Below are 21,673 nucleotides of genomic sequence, written 5' to 3' on the forward strand. Positions count from 1 at the left end.
AGCCGTACCCGTACCACCGAAGGAAAGACCATCCGATGACGGCCGCCCCTGGTCCCGCTCCGTCCCTCCCCGCCCAGGCCGATCCCCGGACCTCGGTCTGGCACCGTGTCCGCGGTTCCATGACGCGGCAGGAGTGGACCAGGGTCGGCGGGATGGCCGCCTTCGTGCTCGCCCTGCACGTCATCGGCTGGGGCACCCTCGTCGGCGTCGTCGCCCCCGAGCACTTCAGCCTCGGCGCCGCATCCGCCGGGAAGCCGGCGGAATTCGGCATCGGCATCGGGGTCACCGCCTACACCCTCGGCATGCGGCACGCCTTCGACGCCGACCACATCGCGGCGATCGACAACACCACCCGCAAGCTGATGGGCGAGGGGCAGCGGCCCCTGTCGGTCGGCTTCTGGTTCTCCCTCGGCCACTCCAGCATCGTCTTCGGGCTCGCCCTGCTGCTCTCCCTGGGCATGAGGACGCTCGCCGGGCCGGTCCGCGACGACGGCTCCCACCTGCACCAGGTCACCGGCCTGATCGGGACGACGGTCTCCGGGACCTTCCTCTACCTCATCGCCGGAATCAACCTCGTCGTCCTCGCCGGCATCTGGAAGGTGTTCCGGCGGATGCGCACCGGCCACTTCGACGAGGCCGCGCTGGAGGAGCAGCTCGACAACCGCGGCTTCATGAACCGTCTGCTCGGCCGTGTCACCGGATCGATCAGCAAGCCGTGGCAGATGTACCCGCTCGGCCTGCTGTTCGGCCTCGGCTTCGACACCGCCACCGAGATCGCCCTGCTGGTCCTCGCCGGCTCCGGCGCCGCCTCCGGCCTGCCCTGGTACGCCATCCTGTGCCTGCCCGTGCTGTTCGCGGCGGGCATGTCGCTGCTGGACACCATCGACGGCTCGTTCATGAACTTCGCCTACGGCTGGGCGTTCTCCAAGCCGGTCCGCAAGGTCTACTACAACCTCACGATCACCGGCCTGTCCGTCGCCGTCGCCGTCATCATCGGCACCGTCGAACTGCTCGGCCTGCTCGCCGACAAGCTCGGCCTGCACGGCAGCTTCTGGGACTGGATCGCCGGCCTCGACCTCAACACCGTCGGCTTCGTCATCGTCGGGCTCTTCTTCGTCACCTGGGCCGTCGCCCTGCTGGTGTGGAAGGCGGGCCGCATCGAGGAGAAGTGGACGGCGGGCCTGGCCGAGCGACCCGCCGACTAGCACCTCAGCCGCGCACCCCCAACTCCTTGCGTCACTTGGCCAGTTGCTGCGCCGGGTCCCCGGTGTACGACCACGGGGTGCGGGTGGCGCGGCGGCCCAGCAGGCGCAGCAGGGCCGCCGCGATGTCCGCCGTGCCGGCCAGGCACGCCGCGTGCGCCAGGTAGCTGAGGTCCCGCAGCTCGGCCGGGGCCACCTCGCGGTCCGGGCGGGGCCGCACCCAGCGCTCCCAGGTCCGCCGTACGTCGTTGACCGCGCCGTCGTGGTCCCAGTGCTGGCCGAGGCCCACCGAGCCGCGCCGGCCCTGGCCGCCGTCCAGGGCGTACCGGTACTCCTCGACCCGGGCGTACTGCACCAGCACCGGCAGCGGGCAGCCGGGCGGTGCCACCCCGGCCGCGTCCCGGGCGAAGTCGTACATCAGGCCGTGCGTGCCGTGCCAGCGGGCCGAGTAGTAGTGCAGGACCTGCAGGTGCCCCTCCGGGCTGTACGGGTCCCGCTGGTACAACTCGTCCCACCAGCGCGCCAGTTCCTGCCGCCGTACCCCCGCCGGGTACAGCCGGGCGACCGAGATCAGGGACACCCACGGCGTGGGGTCCTCCGGGCAGGCCTCGGCGGCGTGCAGGCAGGCCAGGACCGCCGTGTCGATGCGGTCCCGCTCGATCGGGACGCCCCGCCCCGCCGTGATGGCCAGGTGGAACGCCCGGGCCGTCTCCGTGGCCGCGCGCAGCACCTGCGCGTCCGCGTTCGTGGGCTCCGCGGCCAGCCACGTCTCCACCGTCGAGCTGCCCGCGCAGGCCTGCGCGAGCAGCCGGACCCGGTGGCCGCGCAGCGTCCAGTCGTCGCCGGTGACCCACAGCAGCTCCCGAAGGCCCTGCCAGCGGCCGATGACGACGTCCTGCCGGGCGGAGGTGAGCGGCGCGTCACCGCAGTCGGGGTCGAAGTCGGGCGTGAAACGGTCTCGCGCCATCGCAGGGTTCTCCCTCAGAAGTCGGTGGGGAGACCCTCGTGCAGCCGGGACGGCACGTCGGCGCCGCCGTCGGGGACGTAGTCCGCCTCGACGGTGCGGGTCGCGTCCAGCTTCGCCGGCCGGTAGTACGCGCTGCCCTGCCGCCAGTACCAGAACATCGGGATCAGCCCGACCGCGAGGCCGCCGATGCCGATCCCGATCGCCGCGCCGCTCAGGTCGCCCAGCGACTCGACGAAGATCCAGAACATGAACACCGCGCCGAACAGCGGCCACAGCCCGCCGAGCAGGAAGTTCCCCACCGACTTCAGCAGCATCTTGCGGTAGGCGACGACGACCGCCAGGCCGGCCAGGCCGTAGTAGACGGCGATCTGCAGACCGATCGCCGAGATCGCGTCGGAGAGGATCTCGCCCACCGAGCCCAGCGCGTTGGCGGCGATGAACATGGCCAGCGCCACCCCGCCGACCACCACGATCGCCACCCAGGGCGTGTTCCACGTGCGGTGCACCCGGCCCAGCGCCGGCGGCATCGTGCGGTCCCGGCCCATCGCGAACAGTGAGCGCGTCACCTGGATCAGCGTCGTCTCCAGCGTGGCGATCGTGGACAGCATCACCGCCACGACGAGCAGCTTGCCGCCCCAGCCCGGCCAGATCTCCTCGCCCAGCACCGCGAGCACGTTGGCGTCGTTCTCCTCGATCTGCCGCGTGGACAGGATGACGTTGACCGCGATGGTGAACACCTCGAACAGCAGGAAGACGATGCCCACCCCGATGAGGCCCGCGAGCCCGGTCGTACGGCGGCTGTTGCGGGTCTCCTCGCTGAGGTTGCTGGTGACGTCCCAGCCCCAGTAGTAGAACGCGGCGACGAGCGCGCCGGAGGCGAACCCGGCCATCCCGTCGAAGTGGGAGAAGCCCAGCCACGACCAGTCGAAGGCGCGCGCGTTGTGGCCGTGGAAGACGGCGAGCACCGCGAACAGCGCCAGAATGCCCAGCTCCACACCGGACATGAGCAACTGCGCCCGGACGGTGAGCCGGGCCCCGCCCAGCACCACGCCCAGCATGACGAGGAACCACACGGCGCCGACCACGGTGGACAGCGCCGTGTTGTCGGCGAGCCCCGAGTCGAAGAGGGCGAGCGTCATCGACCCGGCGGGCAGCGAGCCGGCCACCATGAAGATGGTCGCCGAGATCACCAGCGACCAGCCGCTGATGAAACCGAGGAACGGATGCAGGGTGCGCCCCACCCAGGAGTAGGTGGCGCCCGCGTTGACGTCGATCCGGCTGAGATAGCTGAAGGCCAGCGCGATGCCCAACATGGGTATCGCGCAGTACAGCAGGGCGGCCGGGCCGGCCAGACCCACCGCGCCGACGAGGACGGCGGTGGTCGCGGCGAGCGAGTACGCCGGCGCGCTGCCGGCGACCGCCATCACCACGGTGTCGAACGTGCCGAGGACATTGGCCTGCAGCCCTCTGCCCCTGTTGTTGCTCATGGACGCGCCGCTTTCCGGTTGTGCACGGCCTACGGGCAGGCGGCCCGACGGCGTACGGGTGGGGGGTGGAGAACCCGCCCGGAACCGGGGGAGGGATGGCCTCGGAACCAGGGCAGGGCGGAACGGAAGAGGGGTGGTGAAAGCAAGGGGAGCGGTGAGGGCGTGCGCCGAGTGTTGGCGGACGGTCACCGTGTGTGGATGTGATGATAGCGGCACCGGTTGACCTTTCAAGATGACCAACCGGTAATGTGCGCTGACCTGTTCGGAAGGCGGTCGGGGGTTAGGGAAGCGGTGCTCGGGAAACGCGGATCGGGACCTACCGCGTGCCGAGAAGGAGGGCGACGATGACCGACCGGACCCCCATGGCCGACGACGCCTACCAGCCGACCGGAACCAATGAGGAACAGGAGGACGCCGCGCCCCTGGATCTGCAGGACGCGGTCGGCGAGCGCGACTACGACGACGTCCTCGACGAGGGCTACTCCCCGCCCGAACGGCCCCTCGGCGTCACCAAGCACGGCACCACGGCCGCCGAACAGCACGAGGGCGAGACCCTGGACGAGCGGCTCGGCCAGGAGGTGCCGGACGTGAGCGCGCCCCCCGGCGACGAGATCGGCGACCTGCCCGGCGGCGAGGGCGAACCCGTCGACCCGGAGGCCGGCGATCGGCGGGCGGGCCGGCTGGTGGCCCCGGACGAGGGCGCGCACACCGACACCACCAAGGAGGAGGTCGCCGTCGACGTGGGCATCGACGGCGGAGCGGCGGGGGCGGAGGAGGCCGCGGTCCACGTGATCCCGGACGAGCCGTCCCTCCCGGACACCACAGACCCCGACCACCCCCGCTGATCACCACCGACCAGAACCTGCCGACCGACCAGAACCACGCACCGGCCGGAAAGGGACGCCGGCCGGAGCTGGGCGCCGTGCGGAATCGGGCGTCGGCCAGTGCCGGGCGCCGGGCGGAACCGGGCGTCGGACCACCGGTGGGGACCGGGCGCTGGCCGGGACTTCGCGCCGGGAGCGACCCGGGCGTTGGCCGGGACTGGGAGGCGGGCGCCGGACCGAAGCAGGCGCCGGGCCGAATCGGGGTCGTGCAGGACCGGGCGCCGGAAAGAGGCGGGCGCTGGGCGGGACCGGGAGCCGCGCAGGACCGGGCCTCGGAGAGATCCGGGACCGGGCGTCGGACGTCGGAGGGAACCAGGCGTCGGGCGGAGGGGCGCTGGGCGAAACAAGGCCTGGGCGGGAGTCGTGCGTCGGACAGAGCCGTGCGTCGGGCGGAACGGGCGCTGGGTGGGATCGGGTGCCGGCTGGTCCGGGTGCCGGGAGGGGCCGGGCGACCGGGACTGGGCCTCGGGCGGAGGCGGCCGGGACCGGGCGCCGGGTGGGATCGGGTGTGGGCAGGACCGGGTGCCGGGAGGGACCGGCCGCCGGGACGGGGCCTCGGGCGGAGGCGGCGTCGGGCAGGAGCCGGCGCCGGGCGAGGCGGGTGCCGTGTGAGGGCGGTCGCGTCTGCCCGGCGCCTCCCCGTTGGTGTCCTGCCTGCTTCCCGGACGGCCCTAGGGCAGCAGCTTCTCGATGGCTGCCGGACCCTCCGTCTCCAGCTTGCGGCGCGCCCAGTCGAGGGTCGCCGGGGTGACGTCCCTGCCCGTCGCCATCACCAGGTCCTCCGGGGTGAGATCCCTCGAGGGAGCCGAGTGGAGCAGGGCGTCCGGGGTGCAGTGGTCGTCGGGCGACCGGGATCCTTCAGGTGTGGATGTCGACATGATGCCTCCTCCTCGGTCCGGATGACCGCATCCGTGCCGGTGCCGCCGAACGGGGCACACTCTCACCATTGCCCGCCCGCGCCCACCCTGCATCCGGAGGGCCGCCGCGGGACGGGGTGAGGAGCGCCTGCCCACGCCGTCGCGCCGCACTCACCCGTAAGCTGGAAAAGCACCCACACGCCGGAAACCAGCAGCACACGGCTTCGGGGAGGCCCGAGCGATGGCCGAGACGCCCTTCCCGCGGGACCCTGCCGAGGGCCCGCGCTACCTGCCGATCGCCGACCACGGCCTGATCGGCGACCTGCGCAGTGTCGCACTGGTCGGCACCAACGGCACGATCGACTGGTACTGCTCCCCGACCTTCGACTCGCCCAGCGTCTTCGCCGCCGTCCTGGACGCCGAGCGCGGCGGTCGCTTCGAACTGGCCGCCGCCGTACCGGCGCGCACCAAGCAGTTCTACTTCCCCGACACCAATGTGCTGATCACCCGCTTCTTCACCGAGGACGGCGTCGGCGAGGTCCAGGACTTCATGCCGGTCACCGCGGAGGCGACCCGGGAGGCCGGCCGGCACCGGCTGATCCGCCGCGTGGTGTGCGTGCGCGGCACCGTGCCCTTCCGGGCCCTGATCGCCCCGCGCTTCAACTACGGCGCGGATCCGCACACCGTGCGCACCGTGGACGACCTGGTCCTCTTCGAGTCCCCGGAGCGGGCGCTCGCGCTCACCGCCACCGTCTCCGTGCAGTGCGACGGCCGCGACGCCCGGGCCGACTTCAAGCTCCGCGAGGGCGACACCGCCGTGTTCGCCCTCGACCAGGTCGGTGACGAGGTGGCCCCGCGCGGCTGTGCCCGCGCCGAGGCCGAGTACCAGTTCAACGCCACCGTCGCCTACTGGCGGCGCTGGCTGCACCAGTCCCGCTACCGCGGCCGCTGGCGCGAGATGGTCCACCGCTCCGCCCTCACCCTGAAGCTGCTCACCTACGCCCCCACCGGCGCCATCGTGGCCGCGCCCACCACCAGCCTCCCCGAGCAGCCCGGCGGCGAGCGCAACTGGGACTACCGCTACGTGTGGGTCCGCGACGCCGCGTTCTGCGTGTACGCGCTGCTCCGGCTCGGCTTCAGCAGCGAGGCGGAGGCGTTCATGAGGTTCATGACCACGCACGTCAGCCCCGGCTGCGGTGACGGCAACGGGCCGCTGCAGATCATGTACGGCATCGACGGCCGCGCCGACCTGCCCGAACGCGAACTGCGGCACCTGGAAGGACACCAGGGCTCCGCCCCCGTCCGGGTCGGCAACGCCGCCGCCGGCCAGCTCCAGCTCGACATCTACGGGGCGCTGATCGACTCCATCTACCTCTACGACAAGTGGGCGGAGCCCATCTCCAGCGGCGACTGGGACGACGTGTGCCATCTGGTCGGCTGGGTCTGCGACCACTGGGACCAGCCCGACGAGGGGGTGTGGGAGACCCGCGGCGGCCGCAAGAACTTCCTGTACTCGCGGCTGATGTGCTGGGTCGCGATCGAGCGCGCCGTCCGCCTCGCCAACCGCCGCGGCCTGCCCGCCGACCTGCCCCGCTGGCTCCAGTGCCGGGACGCGATCTACCGGCGCATCATGGACCGCGGCTGGTCGGCGCAGCGGGGCGCCTTCGTCCAGCACGAGGACGGCGACGTGCTCGACGCCTCGGTGCTGATGATGCCGCTGGCCAAGTTCATCGCGCCCACCGACCCCAAGTGGCTGTCCACCCTGGACGCCCTGACCGCGGAACTGGTCTCCGACTCGCTCGTCTACCGCTACGACCCGCAGGCCAGCCCCGACGGGCTGCGCGGCGACGAGGGCACCTTCTCCATCTGCTCCTTCTGGTACGTCGAGGCCCTCGTGCGCGCCGGGCGGCTCGAGGAGGCCCGGCTGGCCTTCGAGAAGATGCTCACCTACGCCAACCATCTGGGCCTGTACGCCGAGGAGATAGGCCGCACCGGTGAGCAGCAGGGCAACTTCCCGCAGGCCTTCACCCACCTGTCCCTCATCAGCGCCGCGTTCAACCTCGACCGCGCCCTCGGCTGACCATCGGGCGGTGTGCACCCGGGACGTACGGGTACTCGGCAGGTCTCCGCACGGAGAACACGACGCAGGGTCGACAGAAGGAGGAGACCCCGTATGACCAGCACCAACGAGACAGGTGGCGTCACCGGTACCCGCGACAAGAACTACGACCTGATCTGGTACGTCGAGGCGTGCCTGGACAACGCCCTGCGCCTGGAGACATACATCCAGGACGCCGAGCGCGAGCACGACAGCGAGCTTGTGGACCTGTTCCACAAGGCCCAGGCCGACAGCCGCAAGGGCGCCGAGATGGGGAAGCAGTTGCTGCGCGACCGCCTGAGCACCTGACCGGCTCCTCCGCTCAGGCGAACCGGGAACTCGGGACGGGTCCGGCGGACCGCACGCGCGCCCGGTCGCCGCGCAGCCAGGTGCCCTGGACGGCGCCGGCGAACGCGGCGAACCGCACGTCGTGGTCCGCCGGACCCTCGCCGTCCCCCGGGTCGGCGGCCGGGTCCGCCGCCGCCACCTCGGCGGCGATCTCCGCCTCCGGGCGGTCGTCCGCCGGGGCCCGCTGGACGCCGCCGTCCGCGCCCTGCCGCAGCAGCCCACCCCAGGGCGGCACCACCGACTGGTGCAGGAGCCCCACGCTGTCCGCGGTGATCGCGGGCGGGTCCGTCCAGCAGCTCGCGTGCTCGTGCAGCACCTGCCCGGGCATGCGCTCGAAGAGCTGTCCGGGGAGCTCCGGGCCGCCGTCGTGCGCCGCCAGACCGTCGAGGTCGTAGGCGACGACCACCGTGTCGGTGCGGCCGGGCGCGAACGGCTCGGCCGGCAGGCCCAGTACCTCGGCCGCGGCGAGGCCGAGGATCCGCGAGTCCTGGTCGGGCAGCAGGGACACCGAGCGGGGCCGCACCTCGGCGGCCTCCAGCAGGGTCCGCAGGCGCAGCAGCCCGCGCAGACAGCCCTCGGGGGTGTCCTGCAGCCAGGCGTAGCGGCCGTGCATGCCCGCGTCGAAGCCGTACGGCGACAGCGTGCCGAGGACCGTGCCGGCGATCACGTACTGCCAGCCGCGCAGATCGGTCAGGTCGAGGGAGGAGACTCGCTCGGCGTCGGCCGCGCGCTCCAGGACCCGGTTCTGCCGGTCCCGCGCCGACTGCCACTGCGCGTCCTCGGGGTCCGGCAGCAGAGCGTGCTGGCGCCGGGCCAACTCCAGGTCGCCCGCCAGCACCGCGTTGAACACCAGCAGATAGCGGTCCGGCCAGTTTCTGAAGGTCCCTTCGTGGCGGGCGAGTTCGGTGGCCGCCTCGCGGTGCCGGCCCTCGTCCTCGTACGCCGACACCAGCTCGCGCAGTGCCGGGAGCGAACCCGGGCTGCGGCGCAGGGCCTCACGCAGGGCGGGGACGGCCAGGTAGGAAACGCCGCGTTCGACGCAGGCGTATCCGAAGTCGTACAGCGCCTGCGCCTGTTCGGGGGTCGCGGACAGCGCCGCCGCGGCCTTCGCCAGGTCGTCGAAGCCCGCCGCCCGGGCCGCCCGCCCGACCACCAGCGCCACCTCGCCGAGCGGCTGCTCCTCCCCGGCCGCCCGCAGCTGCCGCAGCGCGCCGGGGACGTCCTGGGCGTCCAGGCACTCCCAGGCCCCAAGGAGCTCGGGGGACTTCGGCCGGCGATTTCTGCGCGAGAACATGCCGGAGATCATCACCGAAGCCTGACGTGTCCTCAACACATTTGTGCGCGACGGTCACGGAAGCGGCTGCTCCGCCCAGATGATTTTGCCGTTGGATGTGTAACGGGTGCCCCAGCGCTCGGCGAGCTGGGCCACCAGGAACAGGCCCCGGCCGCCCTCGTCGGTGCCGGCCGCGTACCGCAGATGCGGGGAGGTCGTGCTGCGGTCGGAGACCTCGCAGATCAGCGTCCGGTCCCGCAGCAGCCGTACCCCGATCGGGCCGCGCCCGTAGCGGATCGCGTTGGTGACCAGTTCGCTCAGCACCAACTCGGTGGTGAACGACAGCTCCTCCAGGCCCCAGTCGGCCAGCTGCCGGGTGACCGAGGCGCGCACCTGCGAGACGGCCGCCGGATCGGACGGCACCTGCCACTCGGCGACCCGGTCGGGCCCCAGCACCCGGGTGCGGGCGACGATCAGCGCCACGTCGTCGCTGGGCCGGTTCGGCAGATGGTCGAGCACGGTCCGGCAGGTGTCCTCCGGCGAGGCGCCGGGCGCACGGCTCAACGCGTCGCGCAGCAGATCGAGACCGACGTCGATGTCCCGGTCCCGGTCCTCCACGAGCCCGTCCGTGTACAGCACCAGCCGGCTGCCCTCCGCCAGCTCCAGATCCGCCGTCTCGAACGGCAGGCCGCCCAACCCCAGCGGCGGCCCCGCCGGAACCTCCGTGAACTCCACACTGCCGTCCGGGTGCACCAGCGCGGGCGGCGGATGACCGGCCCGCGCCATCGTGCAGCGGCGCGCGACCGGGTCGTACACCGCGTACAGACAGGTCGCGCCGGTCACCGCGGCCGCGCCGTCGGCCGGCGTCTCGTCCTGGTCGATCCGGCCCACCAGCTCGTCCAGCAGGCCCAGCAGTTCGTCCGGCGGCAGGTCCAGCGCGGAGAAGTTGTGCACCGCCGTGCGCAGCCGGCCCATCGTCGCCGCCGCGTGCAGCCCGTGCCCGACGACGTCCCCCACCACCAGCGCCACCCGGGAGCCGGACAGCGGCAGCACGTCGAACCAGTCGCCGCCCACCCCCGACTGGGCCGGCAGATAGCGGTAGGCGATCTCCAGCGCGCCCTGCTCGGGCAGCGACCGGGGCAGCAGGCTGCGCTGCAGGGTCACCGCCATGCTGTGCTCGCGGGTGTAGCGCCGCGCGTTGTCGATGGACACCGCCGCCCGCGCCACCAGCTCCTCGGCCAGGGCCAGTTCCTCGCTGTCGAACGGCTGCGGCTTCTGCGCCCGCCAGAAGTTCGCCAGCCCCAGCACCAGGCTGCCCGCCCGCAGCGGCACCGTGATCAGCGAGTGGATGCCGTACGCGATCACCTGCTCGGTGCGCTCCAGATCCTGTGCCTGCCAGCCGGGCGCCTCGCGCAGCCGGGGTTCCACCACGGACTGCCCGGTGGTCAGGCTGCGCGCCTGCGGCGAGGTCGCCACGAACCGGATCCGCTCGCCCACCGGGTACAGCGGAGCGTCCTTGCGGATGCCGCTGAGCGCCGCCCGGCGCAGCGCGGTCCCCGGCTTGGGCTCCTCCCCGTTCAGCACCGCGTCGAACAGGTCCACGGTGGCGAAGTCCGCGAACCGGGGCACCGCCAGCTCGGCCAGCTCCTCCGCCGTGCGGGCCACGTCCAGGCTGGTGCCGATGCCCACACCCGCGTCGTACAGCATGTTCAGCCGCTCCCGCGCCACTTCGGCACGGCCCGACAGCGCCCGCAGCTCCGTGGAGTCGCGCAGCGTCGTGACACTGCCGGGCGGCCCGCCGCGCAGGTCGGTGGGGCGCTGGTTGATCGCCAGCAGCCGGTCCTTGACCAGATGCACCTCGTCGGTCGCGACCCGCCCCGAGGCCAGCAGCCCGGCCGTCTCGTCGTCCAGGCCCAGCTCCAGCACATGCCGCTGCTCCGCGTCCGCCGGCAGGTCCAGCAGGCGGTGCGCCTCGTCGTTGGCGAGCAGCAGCCGGCCGCCGCCGCCGACGATCAGCACGCCCTCGCGCACGGCGTGCAGCACCGCGTCGTGGTGCTCGTACATCCGGGTCATCTCGGACGGGCCGAGGCCGTGCGTCTGGCGCAGCAGTCGCCTGCTGACCAGCGCCGTGCCCGCCGTGGCCAGCGCGAGCGCCGCGGCGGCCGCCGCGAGGAGCAGCGGAAGCTGCTGGTCGGCGGCCCCGCCCACGTGCGCGGTGGTGATGCCCGACGACACCAGGCCCACCACCTTGCCGGCGGAGTCCTTCACCGGCACGACGACCTGCACGAGCGGGCCGATCGTCCCGTTGACCTCCTCGGTGACCGTGCCCCCGGCCAGCGCCGGCCCGATGGTCCCGACGAACTTCTTGCCGATGCGGTCCGGCTTGGGGTGGGTGTAGCGGATGCCGTCGGTGTTCATCACGACGATGAAGTCCACCCCGGTCGCCATGCGGGCGGCCTCGGCACGCGGCTGCAGCAGCGCCGTCGGATCCGGGGAACGCAACGCGGCCGCCGTGCCGGGCGCGTTGGCGAACGACTCGGCCACCGCGAGCGAGCGGTTGCGGGCCTCCAGCTTGCTGTCGTGCTGCACCTGCAGCACCTGCGCCACCACCGCCGACACGACCAGCAGCAGCACGATCACCACTTGGAGGACGAACACCTGCCCGGCGACACTGCGCCGGGTCACCGCCGCCCGCAGCACCCCCGGGCGGCCGCCACCCGCTCGGCCTCCGTCCGGACCCGGCCCCTGGGGTGCGCGCGGGTGCCCGAACGAACGGGGAGGCCGCGTCTCGGGCCGGCCGGGCAGTCGGACCATGAGCCCATGTCTACACTGCCCGGCCCCGTCAGGCGAGACCGTGGTACGAGATGATCGCCGGCGCGCGCGGTCACCGCGGATGCGCGGGGCGCCGGGTGGCGAGCAGCAGCGCCACGTCGTCGGGCCGGTCGGCGGCGTGCCGGGCGGTCGCGGTGAGCCGGTCGGCGACCCCGGCCAGCGATCGCCCGCCCCGCCGCCCGGCCGCGGACCCGGCCTTCGCCAGCGCCACCCGCAGCGCGGTGATGCCGTCGTCGATGTCCGCCCCGGGCCGCTCCACCAGACCGTCGGTGTACAGGGCGAGGATCGCCTCCGGCTCCAGCTCCAGCTCGGTCACCGGGTACTGGGCCTGCGGATCGACCCCGAGGACGACACCCCCCGGGATGTTCAGCACCCGCGTGGTGCCGTCGGGGCTGCGCAGCAGCGGCGGCGGATGCCCCGCCCGGGCGACCTGGGCGCGCCCCGTGGCCGGGTCGAGGCGGAGATAGCAGCAGCTGGCGAACTGGCCGGGATCCAGGTCGATCAGCAGGCGGTTGGTCCCGCTCATCACCTCGTCGGGCGAGTGGTCGCCGAGCGCGAACGCCCGCACGGCGCTGCGCAGCTGACCCATGGTCGCCGCCGCCTGCACCCCGTGCCCCTGCACATCGCCGATGACCAGCGCCAGGCCCCGCCCGGCCTCCACGACGTCGTACCAGTCGCCGCCCACGTCCAGGCCCTGGGTGCCCGGCAGATAGCGGCCCGCCGTCTCCACCCGCGGATGGGCCGAGAGCCGCCGGGGCAGCAGCGCCTGCTGCAGGCCGCGGGCGAGGGCCGCCTCGCTGTCGTAGCGCTGCGCCCGCTCCAGCGCGTGCGCGATCAGCCCGGCGAGGGCGGTGAGCACCGTGCGTTCCTGGGTGCTGAAGCTGCGCTCGCGGTCGAAGCCGAGGATGCAGGAGCCGACCGGCCGGCCCGAGGAGATCAGCGGCAGAAAGGCGCGGGCGCCCTCCTCCGCGTCCAGCGGCAGCCCCGGGTAGGTGGCGGCCAGCTGCGTCATCGACTCGAAGAACAGGGGGCGGCCGGTGGTGAGCGTCTCCACCCCCGGGATCCGCGCGTCCAGCCCGACACCGTCGAAGGGGGCGAGGAAGCCCTGCGGGAAGCCGGTCTCCCAGGCCAGGTACAGATGCCGGTCCTGGAGCAGGTAGATGGCCAGGCGACGGCCGCCGAACGCGGGCAGCAGCTCCTGCATGACGACCGCCGACACCTGCCGGGCGGTCACCGCGTCCGTCAGCGCGATGGCGAGGGCGATCGGCCGGTACAGCGGCGTCAACGCGTGATCGCCGGCCACCGTCTCCTCCAGCACATGCGGCTCGGTGTGCACCGGAGCGTCGGGCGCGGGCTCGGCCGGGGCGTCGACGCGGCTGGCCGGAACCAGCGTGCAGGTGAGGATGTCGGGCCCCGGATGCACCGACAGCGCGAGCCAGTCCCCGTCGCCGGATGCCTCACGACCGCCGGACGGCCGCCGCACATGCAGGTGCACCGGCTCGTGGGACAGCAGCACCCCGCGCAGATGATCGTCGTACGGCGGTCCCGTCAGCCACGGCATCGCCTCCCACAGCGGCCGGCCGAGCAGCATCGCCCGATCCCGCCCCGCCAGCCGGGCCGCGGCCTCGTTGACGTACACCACCAGCCCCAGCCGGTCCAGACAGAACACCCCCTGCGGCAGCAGATCAGCCGCGCCGTCCGCCGAGACGGCCGGACCCGGATCCACGACGACCCCGCCGACCAGCGGCGCGGGACCGGTATGCGCCGCCGGCCACAGCTCCAGCAGCCGGATCCCGCCGTCCCCGGCTCTCAGACTCAGCGGCGCCGACGGCGGCTTCCCGGCGGCCGTCTCGCGCAGCGCCCCCAGGATCCGGTGGGCGTCGGTCCGGCACAGGGTGTCCGCGAGCGCCGGGCCCGTCCCCGCGAACTCCTCCGGCCGCAGCCCGAGCAGCGCGTGCAGCCGCTCGTCCGCGTCCACCTGCGACGTCACCGGATCCCAGGTGAACCGCCCCACCCGGGGCTCCACGGGCCGGGCGGCCGGCGGCCGCACGCACAGCGGCTCGCCGTCCCAGGCGAGCACCGCCTCGTCGCCGTCGGCGAGGCCCACCAGCTCGGCACCGAGCCCCTCGGCGAGCCGCCCGAGCAGTTCCCGGTCCAGCAGCTCGTCCACGGAGTCCGACGCGGCCGGACGCAGCACCGTCAGCACCCCCAGCGGCTCCGCACCGCCGGGCACGGGCACGTGCACCGACCCGAACGGGAACGGCAGGCCCGCCGCGAACTGGGGATACCGGCGCATCGTCTCGGTGGCGTTCGGCAGCACCACCTGCACGCCGAGCCGGTAGGCGTCGGCCACCGGAAAGGGCCGGCCCAGGTGCAGCCGCCACCAGGGCCGGAACAGCGGTCCGGGCAGCCCCACCAGCACCGCCAGGCGCAGCAGCCCCGGGGTGCTGGAACGCAGATACACGCCCGCCACGCGACCCGCGGCCGCGTCGAGCGCGCCGGTCGAGGCGTCGAGGAGCAGCGCGGTCAGCCGGGCCCGCCTGCCGACCGCCTGCTTCGCGCTCCCCGCCATGCGCCCTACCTCGTCCCGTGCACCGCCGGGTGGATGACACAGCAAGAATGCGCCAACTCGGTGGGCGAACGCACCTGGGCGGACGAAGTCGGCGTCCCACCCGGCTCACACCTCTGCCACGTCCCGGTGGCGGGAGGGTGCGGGCGCTCCTACTAATGGTGTGCGTAATGGCGTGCGTCATGGTTCGCGTCATGCCGCTGCGGCCCCACCGTCCCCCTGGAGCCGAGATGACCACCCCCTCTGCGTCCCCCGTGCCCGACGACCACTCCGCCATACCGCCCCTCGCGGTCCCGACGGCCGCCGCTGCCGCCGGGGCCGTGTCCTCCGAGGCGGCATGCGGGTGCGGTGCGACGGGCGCGGGGAGCGTCGGCGGCGTCCCCCCGCTCGCTGCCGGATCCGAGTCCGCCCCGACCTTCGTCCCGGGGACCGGGGCGGTCCCGGTCCCGGTCGCCACCGGCTTGCTGGACGGCAGGGCTCCCGACACGGCCGCTCGGACCGCAGACGCCGCCCCCGCCCCCGCTCCCGGCCCGTCTCCGGTGGTCGGGGAGGGGCCGGGGGTGTCGCCTGTCGGCCCCGGCATCGCCTCCGCCTTCGGGTCGGCTGCGGTGGAGGGGCCGGGGGTGCCGCCCCTCGGCCCCGGTGTCGCCCCTGAGGCGCTGGGCGTGTCCCTCGTCGGCCCGGGTGTCGCCCCTGCGTCCGGGTCGGCTGCGGTGGAGGCGTTCGTCGGCCCGGGTGTCGCCCCCGCCTTCCGGCCGGATCCGGTGGTCGAGGAGGGGCCGGCCGTGTCGCCTGTCGGCCCGGGTGTCGCCCCGGGCGCTGGCCCGTCTCCGGCGGTCGCGGAGGGCCCCGTCGTGTCGCCTGTCGGCCCCGGTGTCGCCCCCGCCTCCGGGGCGGCTGCGGTGGAGGGGCTGGGCGTGTCGCTCGTCGGCCCGGGTGTCGGCGCCGCGCCGCCTGCCGACCTCGCCGGCGGGCCGGTTCCGGCGGCCGCCGGTGTCCCCGTGGCGTCGCCTCCTGCCCCCGCGTCCCACCCGGAGCCGCCCCCACCCCCGGCCGAGGAACCCGAGGTCCCGCCGACGGGTGACGGGTTCGACGGCGCGCTGCAGGGGCTCGTACGTACGGCCGTGGCGGACCGGCCGCTGGAGGACGTCGTACGGCTGATCACCCTGCTGGAGCGCTCGCCGGAGCATGCGCGAGCCACTGCGCAGGCGTTGCGGGCGGCCGGTGTCGGGCGGTCCGTGGAGGACGTCGCCCGGTTGGTCGGCCTGCTCACCCGGCCGCCCCGGGACACCGGCTGTGCCGACGAGGTGATCCGGGCCGCCGCCGAGGGCCGGCCCCTGGAGGAGATCACCCGGCTCATGGAGCTGCTGCACCGCACCCCGGTCGAGCCCCACTGCGGGCGTGCCGCGGTCGAGGCGGTGGCCGTCAGCCGGCCCGTGGAGGAACTCGCCGAGCTGATCGCCCGCCTGGCCGCACAGGAACACCGCGGTGAAGAGCCCCAGGAGCGCGCCGCACCCCCTGCTCCGCCGCCCCCGCCCGTGACGGTCCCGGGACCGGCCGGCCCGGCCCCCGAACCGGCCCCCGCGCCACCGAAGCAGGCCCCGCCCCGCCCTCGGCAGTCCGATGAGCCCGGCCGGGACCGCCGGGCCGCCGGAGCGCCGCTCCCGATCGCCCGGGTCGCCGCCGTGCCCGTGTTCCTGTGCGGCGTGGCCCACGCGCCGCGCTACTGGACCGGCCTGCCCCAGGACGTCCTGCAGACGACCCTGCTCCTCGCGGGCCTCTGCGTCCTGCTCGCCCTCGCCCTGCCCGCCCGGACGACGCCGGGCCGGCTGGTGACGGCCACCGCGACCCTGGTCGCCACGGCCGCGCTCGCCGCGGGGCAGGCGCTCGGCGACCGGTTCGGCCTGCCGGACCAGGCCCGGCTCACGGACGCGCTCGTGGCCCCGCCGTGGCTCGCGACCACGACGGCGGGGGCGGCCGCACTCGCCGCGCTGGCGGTGCTCCTCGCGACCCTGGGAACCATGAAAGCCCGCACAGCCAAGGAGCGTTGACTCAGAGTGCCGCGCCCGTGCCGACCGGGCGCAGCACCAGACGGCCGTCCTCGCGCCCCGCAGCCATGGCGAACGGGAAGCTGTCCGCCTGCAAACACATCGCCGCGTCCTCGGGATGGACACCCTCCCAGCCCAGCCGCACCCCCTCCGCGAGCCGCGCGGCACCGTCGGAGTGCCGGGCCCGCTCCAGGTACGGCCCGGGGTCGACGCCGTCCGCGCCGGGGTGCGCGCGGGCCGCGATGTACTCGGCGCAGGCCAGATCCTCCTCGGCTCGACCGCCGTCCCCGGTGACGACGAACGTCACCGACTCCGGCCGGGCCCGCCGCAGCACCTCGGCGGTCGCCGCGGCCACCACGAAGCTCGCGCAGAGCAGCAGCCGCGCCTCCGCGACCGCCAGCGCGCCTGCCGTTCCCGCGGTGGTCTTCTGCACGACCGTACGGCCCCGCACGTCCAGCGCACGCAGCCGGGCGGGGGAGTTGGCCAGGTCGAACCCCGGCACCGGCGGACCGTCCTGGAAGGCCAGCCAGCCCGGATGGCGCGCCTTCAGCTCCAGTGCCTCCTCCTGCGTACCGGCGAACACGATCCGTTCCGCGCCGCCCCGGAACGCCCAGGCGGCCACGGTGAACGCGCGCATCACATCGACGACCACGGCGACGTCGGGGGCCTGCGGCCGGGCGGGAATCCCGGTGTAGGTGGGTTGCATGATCCCATCGTGGACCAACCCCGGGATCCGCAGGGGCGGTTCAGGGCTCCATCGTTCCCGGCGGGAGCGTGCGGGCGGCGCGCAGACTGCGCAGGGCGAGCAGCAGGACACCGATGTCGTCCAGGTAGACCGGGTCCGGCAACAGGTCGGTGGGCAGCACCAGATACAGCACCGCGCCCCAGAACACCCAGCGGGGCCCCGTGGGCAGCCCGGCCCGGCGCAGACTGCTCCGGGCGCGCACCAGCCGTACCAGCAGGGCGACGGCGACGGCCAGCAGTGCGGCCGCGACGACGACGGCGATGATCAGCAGCAGGGTCGCGGTGGAATCCATGCGGCATCCTCTCGCTTGTACCGGTTCTTCTACCCGGTCTGGTCGCCCTTCTTCGCGGTGAGCTTCAGTCGTTCGAACGTCCGCGTCAACTGCTGCAGAGGGGCGGGCATCCTGCTGTCGGGCTGAGGCTGCTGGTGGGGCAGGGCGGCCGGGGCAGGCGCGTCCCGGTAGGCGGCCAGCGCCTGGTGGGCCTGTTCGGCGGCCTCCCGGTACAGGTCCCGGGACTTCGTCATGGCCTCCAGCGCCTCGGCATACATCGCGACGAGCTGACGCTGGCGCTCCAGCTCCTCCTGGAGCGTCGTCAGGGTCCAGTTCTCGCGCAGATCGGCCAGCGCCTCCCCGGCACCCGGCGGCATCGGCCGCGGCAGGGTGACGAAGTGGCGCAGCACGGCGACGAGTTCGGAGGGTTCGGAGCCGTCCAGGAAGACGGTGCGCACCTTGTGCTCGATGCCGGCGTAGCCGTCGGGCGCCGGGTCCGGGGGCAGCAGGACGGCGCCGCCGCGCGGCACCTCGACGCCGAGGTCCTTCAGCGCCCAGTTGACGGCGCGCAGTTGCTGCGGCGCTGCCCGGTGCTCGACCACGCGGTGCCTGAGGCCGGGCGGCAGCAGCCGGACCAGCGGCAGCCGGCCGCGCTCGTCCGGGGTCATCGCCTCGTGCACGACGAGGTTGACGCACCAGGACCCACGGGCCGCGTCCCGCAGCCGCCGCCGCATCTCCTTGTCGTCCGCGGGCAGCGCGTTGACCTGCCGGAACCGCACGCCCGCGACGGTGGGGTGGTGGTCCCAGGCGCCGTCGTCACCCGAACCGTCCGCGGGCCAGAACAGCGTCGCGGGCGAGGGCCACGCGTCGTCCCACGGGTGCTCGGCCTCCGCGACGAGTGTCCAGTCGTGCCCGTGCGGCCTGTCCTGCCGCGGTACGAGGGTGAGCCGGGCCCGCACGGTCACCGTGCCGCCGGCCCGCCATCGGGCCTCGAAGACGTGATCGGGGGAGCCCTCGGTCACCGGCGGCTCGGCGAAGTCGTCGATGTCCCCGCTCTCCTTGTGCCGGCTGAGGGTGCGGCGGACGACGTCCTCGGCGGCGGAAGCGGTGTGGCGGCCGCGGGCCGCCCAGAGAGTCTGCGGAATTTCGGCGCGGTCGGTGGCGGAGTTCGACATGGGCCAATCTGCTGATGGGGGTGGGTGCGTCTTCCAGTATCACCGCCCGGTGACGTCGGACGACGGCAGGGCCCCCCGCGCGGCGCGTCGCACCGGGATCGCGCCGTGGCGCACGGGGGCGTGTGGCGCACCCGGGGCGCGCGGCGCACGCCCCGTGCGGCCGTGGTTCACACGTCCCGCCGCGGGCGCACGACGCCCACAATGGTCCGGCGAACGGGGCCCGTTCGTCCATCCGCTCAGGGACGGGCCCCGTTCGTGGCGAGACCGGGAGGCCTTACGCCCCGCTCTCCCGCAGCATGTCCTCGCGCTCGACGATCTTCACGCGCTCGCGGCCCTGCGGCTCGCCCAGCGCGCGCTCGGCGGCGTCCAGCTGGTACCAGCCCTGCCAGGTGGTGTGGCGGACGTTCCGCTCGGCGAGGAAGGACTCCACCGCCTCCGGCGCCGGGGAGGCCGGGGTGTGCAGGCGGCCGTTCGCGTGGTCGTCCAGCAGGTTGGCCACCGTCTCGTTGGCGTCGCCCTTGGTGTGGCCGATCAGGCCGATCGGGCCGCGCCGGATCCAGCCGGTGACGTACACCGACTGCAGATGGCCGCCGCCCTCCTCGATGACCCGGCCGCCCTCGTCCGGGACCGTGCCCGACTCCAGGTCCCAGGGCAGCTTGGGCAGCTTCTCGGAGAGGTAGCCGACCGCGCGGTAGACCGCGGTGACGTCCCAGTCCTTGAACTCGCCGGTGCCCTTGACGTTGCCGGTGCCGTCGAGGGCGGTGCGCTCGGTGCGCAGGCCGACGACGTGGCCGTCCTCGCCGAGGATCTCTGCGGGGGACTCGAAGAAGTGCAGGAACAGCTTGTGCGGGCGGTCGCCGGCGTCCCGGATCGCCCAGTTCTCCAGGGTCTTGGCGACCATGTCGGCCTGCTTGTTGCCGCGCCGGGTCTCGATCGAGCCCGCGTCGTAGTCGATGTCCTCGGGGTCGACGATGACCTCGATGTTCGGGGAGTGGTCCAGCTCGCGCAGCTCCATCGGGCTGAACTTGGCCTGCGCCGGGCCCCGGCGGCCGAAGACGTGGACCTCCACGGCCTTGTTGGCCTTCAGGCCGTCGTACACGTTCGGCGGGATCTCGGTCGGCAGCAGCTCGTCGGCCGTCTTGGCGAGGATCCGGGCCACGTCGAGCGCGACGTTGCCGACGCCGAGCACCGCGACCTTCTCCGCCTCCAGCGGCCAGGTGCGCGGCACGTCCGGGTGCCCGTCGTACCAGGAGACGAAGTCGGCGGCGCCGTAGGAGCCGTCCAGGCCGATGCCGGGTATGGACAGCTCGCGGTCGGCCATCGCGCCGGTGGAGAAGATCACCGCGTCGTAGAAGGCGCGCAGGTCGTCGAGGCTGATGTCGGTGGGATAGTCGACGTTGCCGAAGAGCCGGACCTGCGGCTTGTCGAGCACCTGGTGCAGGGCGGTGATGATGCCCTTGATGCGCGGGTGGTCGGGCGCCACGCCGTAGCGGATCAGGCCGAACGGGGCGGGCATCCGCTCGAAGAGGTCGATGGACACGCCGGGTTCGGCGGCCACCTCGGACTTGAGCAGGGCGTCGGCGGCGTAGATCCCGGCGGGGCCGGCTCCGACGATGGCTACCCGCAGGGGGCGCGGCATGATCAGTTCCCTTCGAGCGTGCATGTTCCAGCGCGAATGTTCGAGCCAACGGGCTCGACGGGAAGCCTAAACTAAGGCAGCCCTAACTTAGTACGGGGGTCTGGTCTATGACCTCATAAGGGGATCTTATGAGAGATCCAGAGGGTGCTTATGGAGCCGGCGGGGCCGGGAGGGGTGAGGGTGCGATGGGTGGACGCGGGGAGACGACCGTCGCGGTGACCGGGGGCAGTGGCTTCGTCGGCAGCCATCTCGTACGGCGGCTGCTGGAGCGGGGGTACCGGGTCCATGCCACCGTGCGCAGCGCCGCGAACGCGGCGAAGGTACGGCCGCTGTGGGAGATGGACGAAGCCTTCCCCGGGCAACTGACCCTGTTCGAGGCCGACTTGCTAAAGGAGAACTCCTTCGACGAGGCGTTCCGCGGCTGCTCGGTCGTCCATCACGTGGCATCGCCGTTCCTGATGCCGGAGCGGATCCGGGACGGCCTGCGGGACGTGGTGGACCCGGCGCTCCTCGGCACCCGCAACGTGCTCGGGAGCATCGAACGGACCCCTCAGGTCCGGACGCTGGTCCTCACCTCCACCGTGGGCGCGGTCTTCGGCGACTACGCGGACGTGCTGCGCATGGACGGCCGGACACTGTCCGAGCGGTACTTCAACACCACCAGCACGGTCGAGAACAACCCCTACCACTACGCCAAGACCGTCGCGGAACGCGCCGCCCGCGACGCCGAAGGGGCCCAGGACCGCTGGCGCATGGTGGCCGTCAACCCCGGCCTGATCCTCGGCCCGTCCCTCACGCCGGCGTCCGAGTCCGGCAGCCTCTTCCTCCTCGACGAGCTGTTCAAGGGCTACTTCTGCTACGGCGCCCCCGACTTCAGCTTCACCACGGCAGACGTCCGGGACGTCGCCGACGCGCACATCCTGGCCGCCGAGAACCCGCAGGCCACGGGGCGCTACATCGTGGCGGCCGAGACGATGACCTCGTTCCACGAGATGTCACGCATCATCCGCACCCGCCACCCCTACGACCCCCGCCTGCCGCGCACCGCGCTCCCGCACTGGCCGGTACGGATCCTGGGCCCCGCCTTCGGGCTGACCCAGGACTACATCCGCAAGCACCTCGGCATCCGCTTCCGCGTCGACAACAGCCGCAGCATTCACGAACTGGGCCTGACCTACCGGCCGGTGGAGGAGACCCTGCTGGACCACTACGAGAGCTGGCGCGCCCGGCGCCGCACCCGGCGCACGGGCTGACGCCGGTGCGTCGGCCCGGGGGGCC

At 73.6% G+C, this 21,673-nt stretch carries 16 protein-coding genes; 6 read left to right on the top strand and 10 right to left on the bottom strand.

Translation table 11 applies throughout. From position 1 onward, the window contains the following. The first annotated feature begins 35 nt into the window (after positions 1–35). Positions 36–1,205 carry a Nickel transporter NicT gene (gene nicT / locus ACZ404_RS19520; RefSeq protein ID WP_468441482.1) on the top strand — a complete coding sequence of 390 codons (1,170 nt, stop codon included), beginning with the start codon at positions 36–38 and terminating at the stop codon, positions 1,203–1,205. Positions 1,206–1,236: 31 nt separating this feature from the next. Here nicT and ACZ404_RS19525 read toward each other — a convergent pair whose 3' ends face one another. Both ACZ404_RS19525 and ACZ404_RS19530 read right to left on the bottom strand, forming a co-directional pair. Next, a complete protein-coding gene (locus tag ACZ404_RS19525; protein WP_468441484.1) occupies positions 1,237–2,169 on the bottom strand; it encodes a hypothetical protein in 933 nt (310 codons plus the stop codon). Positions 2,170–2,183: 14 nt separating this feature from the next. Next, on the bottom strand, positions 2,184–3,656 hold the full coding sequence (locus ACZ404_RS19530) for an APC family permease (RefSeq protein WP_468441486.1): 1,473 nt from the start codon (positions 3,654–3,656) through the stop codon (positions 2,184–2,186). 344 nt (positions 3,657–4,000) lie between these two features. On the opposite strand from ACZ404_RS19530, the gene ACZ404_RS19535 reads away from it, so the two are divergent. Then, positions 4,001–4,501, top strand: a complete 501-nt coding sequence (locus tag ACZ404_RS19535; RefSeq protein WP_468441488.1) for a DUF5709 domain-containing protein — start codon at positions 4,001–4,003, stop codon at positions 4,499–4,501. Between the two features lie 710 nt (positions 4,502–5,211). Here the strand turns inward: ACZ404_RS19535 and ACZ404_RS19540 are convergent. Continuing rightward, positions 5,212–5,418: a hypothetical protein gene (locus tag ACZ404_RS19540; RefSeq protein ID WP_468441490.1), complete on the bottom strand. Its 207-nt coding sequence runs from the start codon at positions 5,416–5,418 to the stop codon at positions 5,212–5,214. A 220-nt stretch (positions 5,419–5,638) separates the two neighbouring features. Between ACZ404_RS19540 and ACZ404_RS19545 the strand changes: the two genes are divergently transcribed. Together ACZ404_RS19545 and ACZ404_RS19550 are read left to right on the top strand one after the other, a co-directional pair. Next, entirely contained in the window at positions 5,639–7,477 is a 1,839-nt protein-coding gene (locus ACZ404_RS19545) for a glycoside hydrolase family 15 protein (RefSeq protein ID WP_468441492.1), read from the top strand. Between the two features lie 93 nt (positions 7,478–7,570). Then, positions 7,571–7,804, top strand: a complete 234-nt coding sequence (locus ACZ404_RS19550) for a hypothetical protein (protein WP_468441494.1) — start codon at positions 7,571–7,573, stop codon at positions 7,802–7,804. Between the two features lie 13 nt (positions 7,805–7,817). Here the strand turns inward: ACZ404_RS19550 and ACZ404_RS19555 are convergent, their stop codons facing one another. The 3 genes from ACZ404_RS19555 to ACZ404_RS19565 form a co-directional block, all read right to left on the bottom strand. Continuing rightward, positions 7,818–9,137, bottom strand: a complete 1,320-nt coding sequence (locus ACZ404_RS19555; protein ID WP_468441496.1) for a hypothetical protein — start codon at positions 9,135–9,137, stop codon at positions 7,818–7,820. Positions 9,138–9,191: 54 nt separating this feature from the next. After that, positions 9,192–11,930 carry a SpoIIE family protein phosphatase gene (locus ACZ404_RS19560; protein WP_468441498.1) on the bottom strand — a complete coding sequence of 913 codons (2,739 nt, stop codon included), beginning with the start codon at positions 11,928–11,930 and terminating at the stop codon, positions 9,192–9,194. A 70-nt stretch (positions 11,931–12,000) separates the two neighbouring features. Then, positions 12,001–14,520: a SpoIIE family protein phosphatase gene (locus ACZ404_RS19565; protein WP_468441500.1), complete on the bottom strand. Its 2,520-nt coding sequence runs from the start codon at positions 14,518–14,520 to the stop codon at positions 12,001–12,003. 227 nt (positions 14,521–14,747) lie between these two features. Between ACZ404_RS19565 and ACZ404_RS19570 the strand changes: the two genes are divergently transcribed. Next, entirely contained in the window at positions 14,748–16,568 is a 1,821-nt protein-coding gene (locus ACZ404_RS19570) for a hypothetical protein (protein WP_468441502.1), read from the top strand. Between the two features lies 1 nt (position 16,569). On the opposite strand, the gene ACZ404_RS19575 is transcribed toward ACZ404_RS19570, so the two are convergent. The 4 genes from ACZ404_RS19575 to ACZ404_RS19590 all read right to left on the bottom strand — a co-directional run bounded on the left by ACZ404_RS19575 (position 16,570) and on the right by ACZ404_RS19590 (position 20,395). After that, complete coding sequence (locus ACZ404_RS19575; protein WP_468441504.1) at positions 16,570–17,271, bottom strand: 2-phosphosulfolactate phosphatase; 702 nt, start codon at positions 17,269–17,271, stop codon at positions 16,570–16,572. Positions 17,272–17,311: 40 nt separating this feature from the next. Further along, entirely contained in the window at positions 17,312–17,602 is a 291-nt protein-coding gene (locus ACZ404_RS19580) for a DUF1232 domain-containing protein (protein WP_468441506.1), read from the bottom strand. Between the two features lie 29 nt (positions 17,603–17,631). Continuing rightward, positions 17,632–18,756 (bottom strand): hypothetical protein, encoded by a 1,125-nt coding sequence (locus tag ACZ404_RS19585; RefSeq protein ID WP_468441508.1) that lies wholly within the window; start codon positions 18,754–18,756, stop codon positions 17,632–17,634. Positions 18,757–19,030: 274 nt separating this feature from the next. Continuing rightward, a complete protein-coding gene (locus ACZ404_RS19590; protein WP_468441510.1) occupies positions 19,031–20,395 on the bottom strand; it encodes an FAD-dependent oxidoreductase in 1,365 nt (454 codons plus the stop codon). Positions 20,396–20,580: 185 nt separating this feature from the next. On the opposite strand from ACZ404_RS19590, the gene ACZ404_RS19595 reads away from it, so the two are divergent. Next, a complete protein-coding gene (locus ACZ404_RS19595) occupies positions 20,581–21,648 on the top strand; it encodes an NAD-dependent epimerase/dehydratase family protein (RefSeq protein WP_468441512.1) in 1,068 nt (355 codons plus the stop codon). Positions 21,649–21,673: the final 25 nt, after the last annotated feature.

This window comes from Streptomyces sp. NPDC030798 (genome assembly GCF_055572275.1).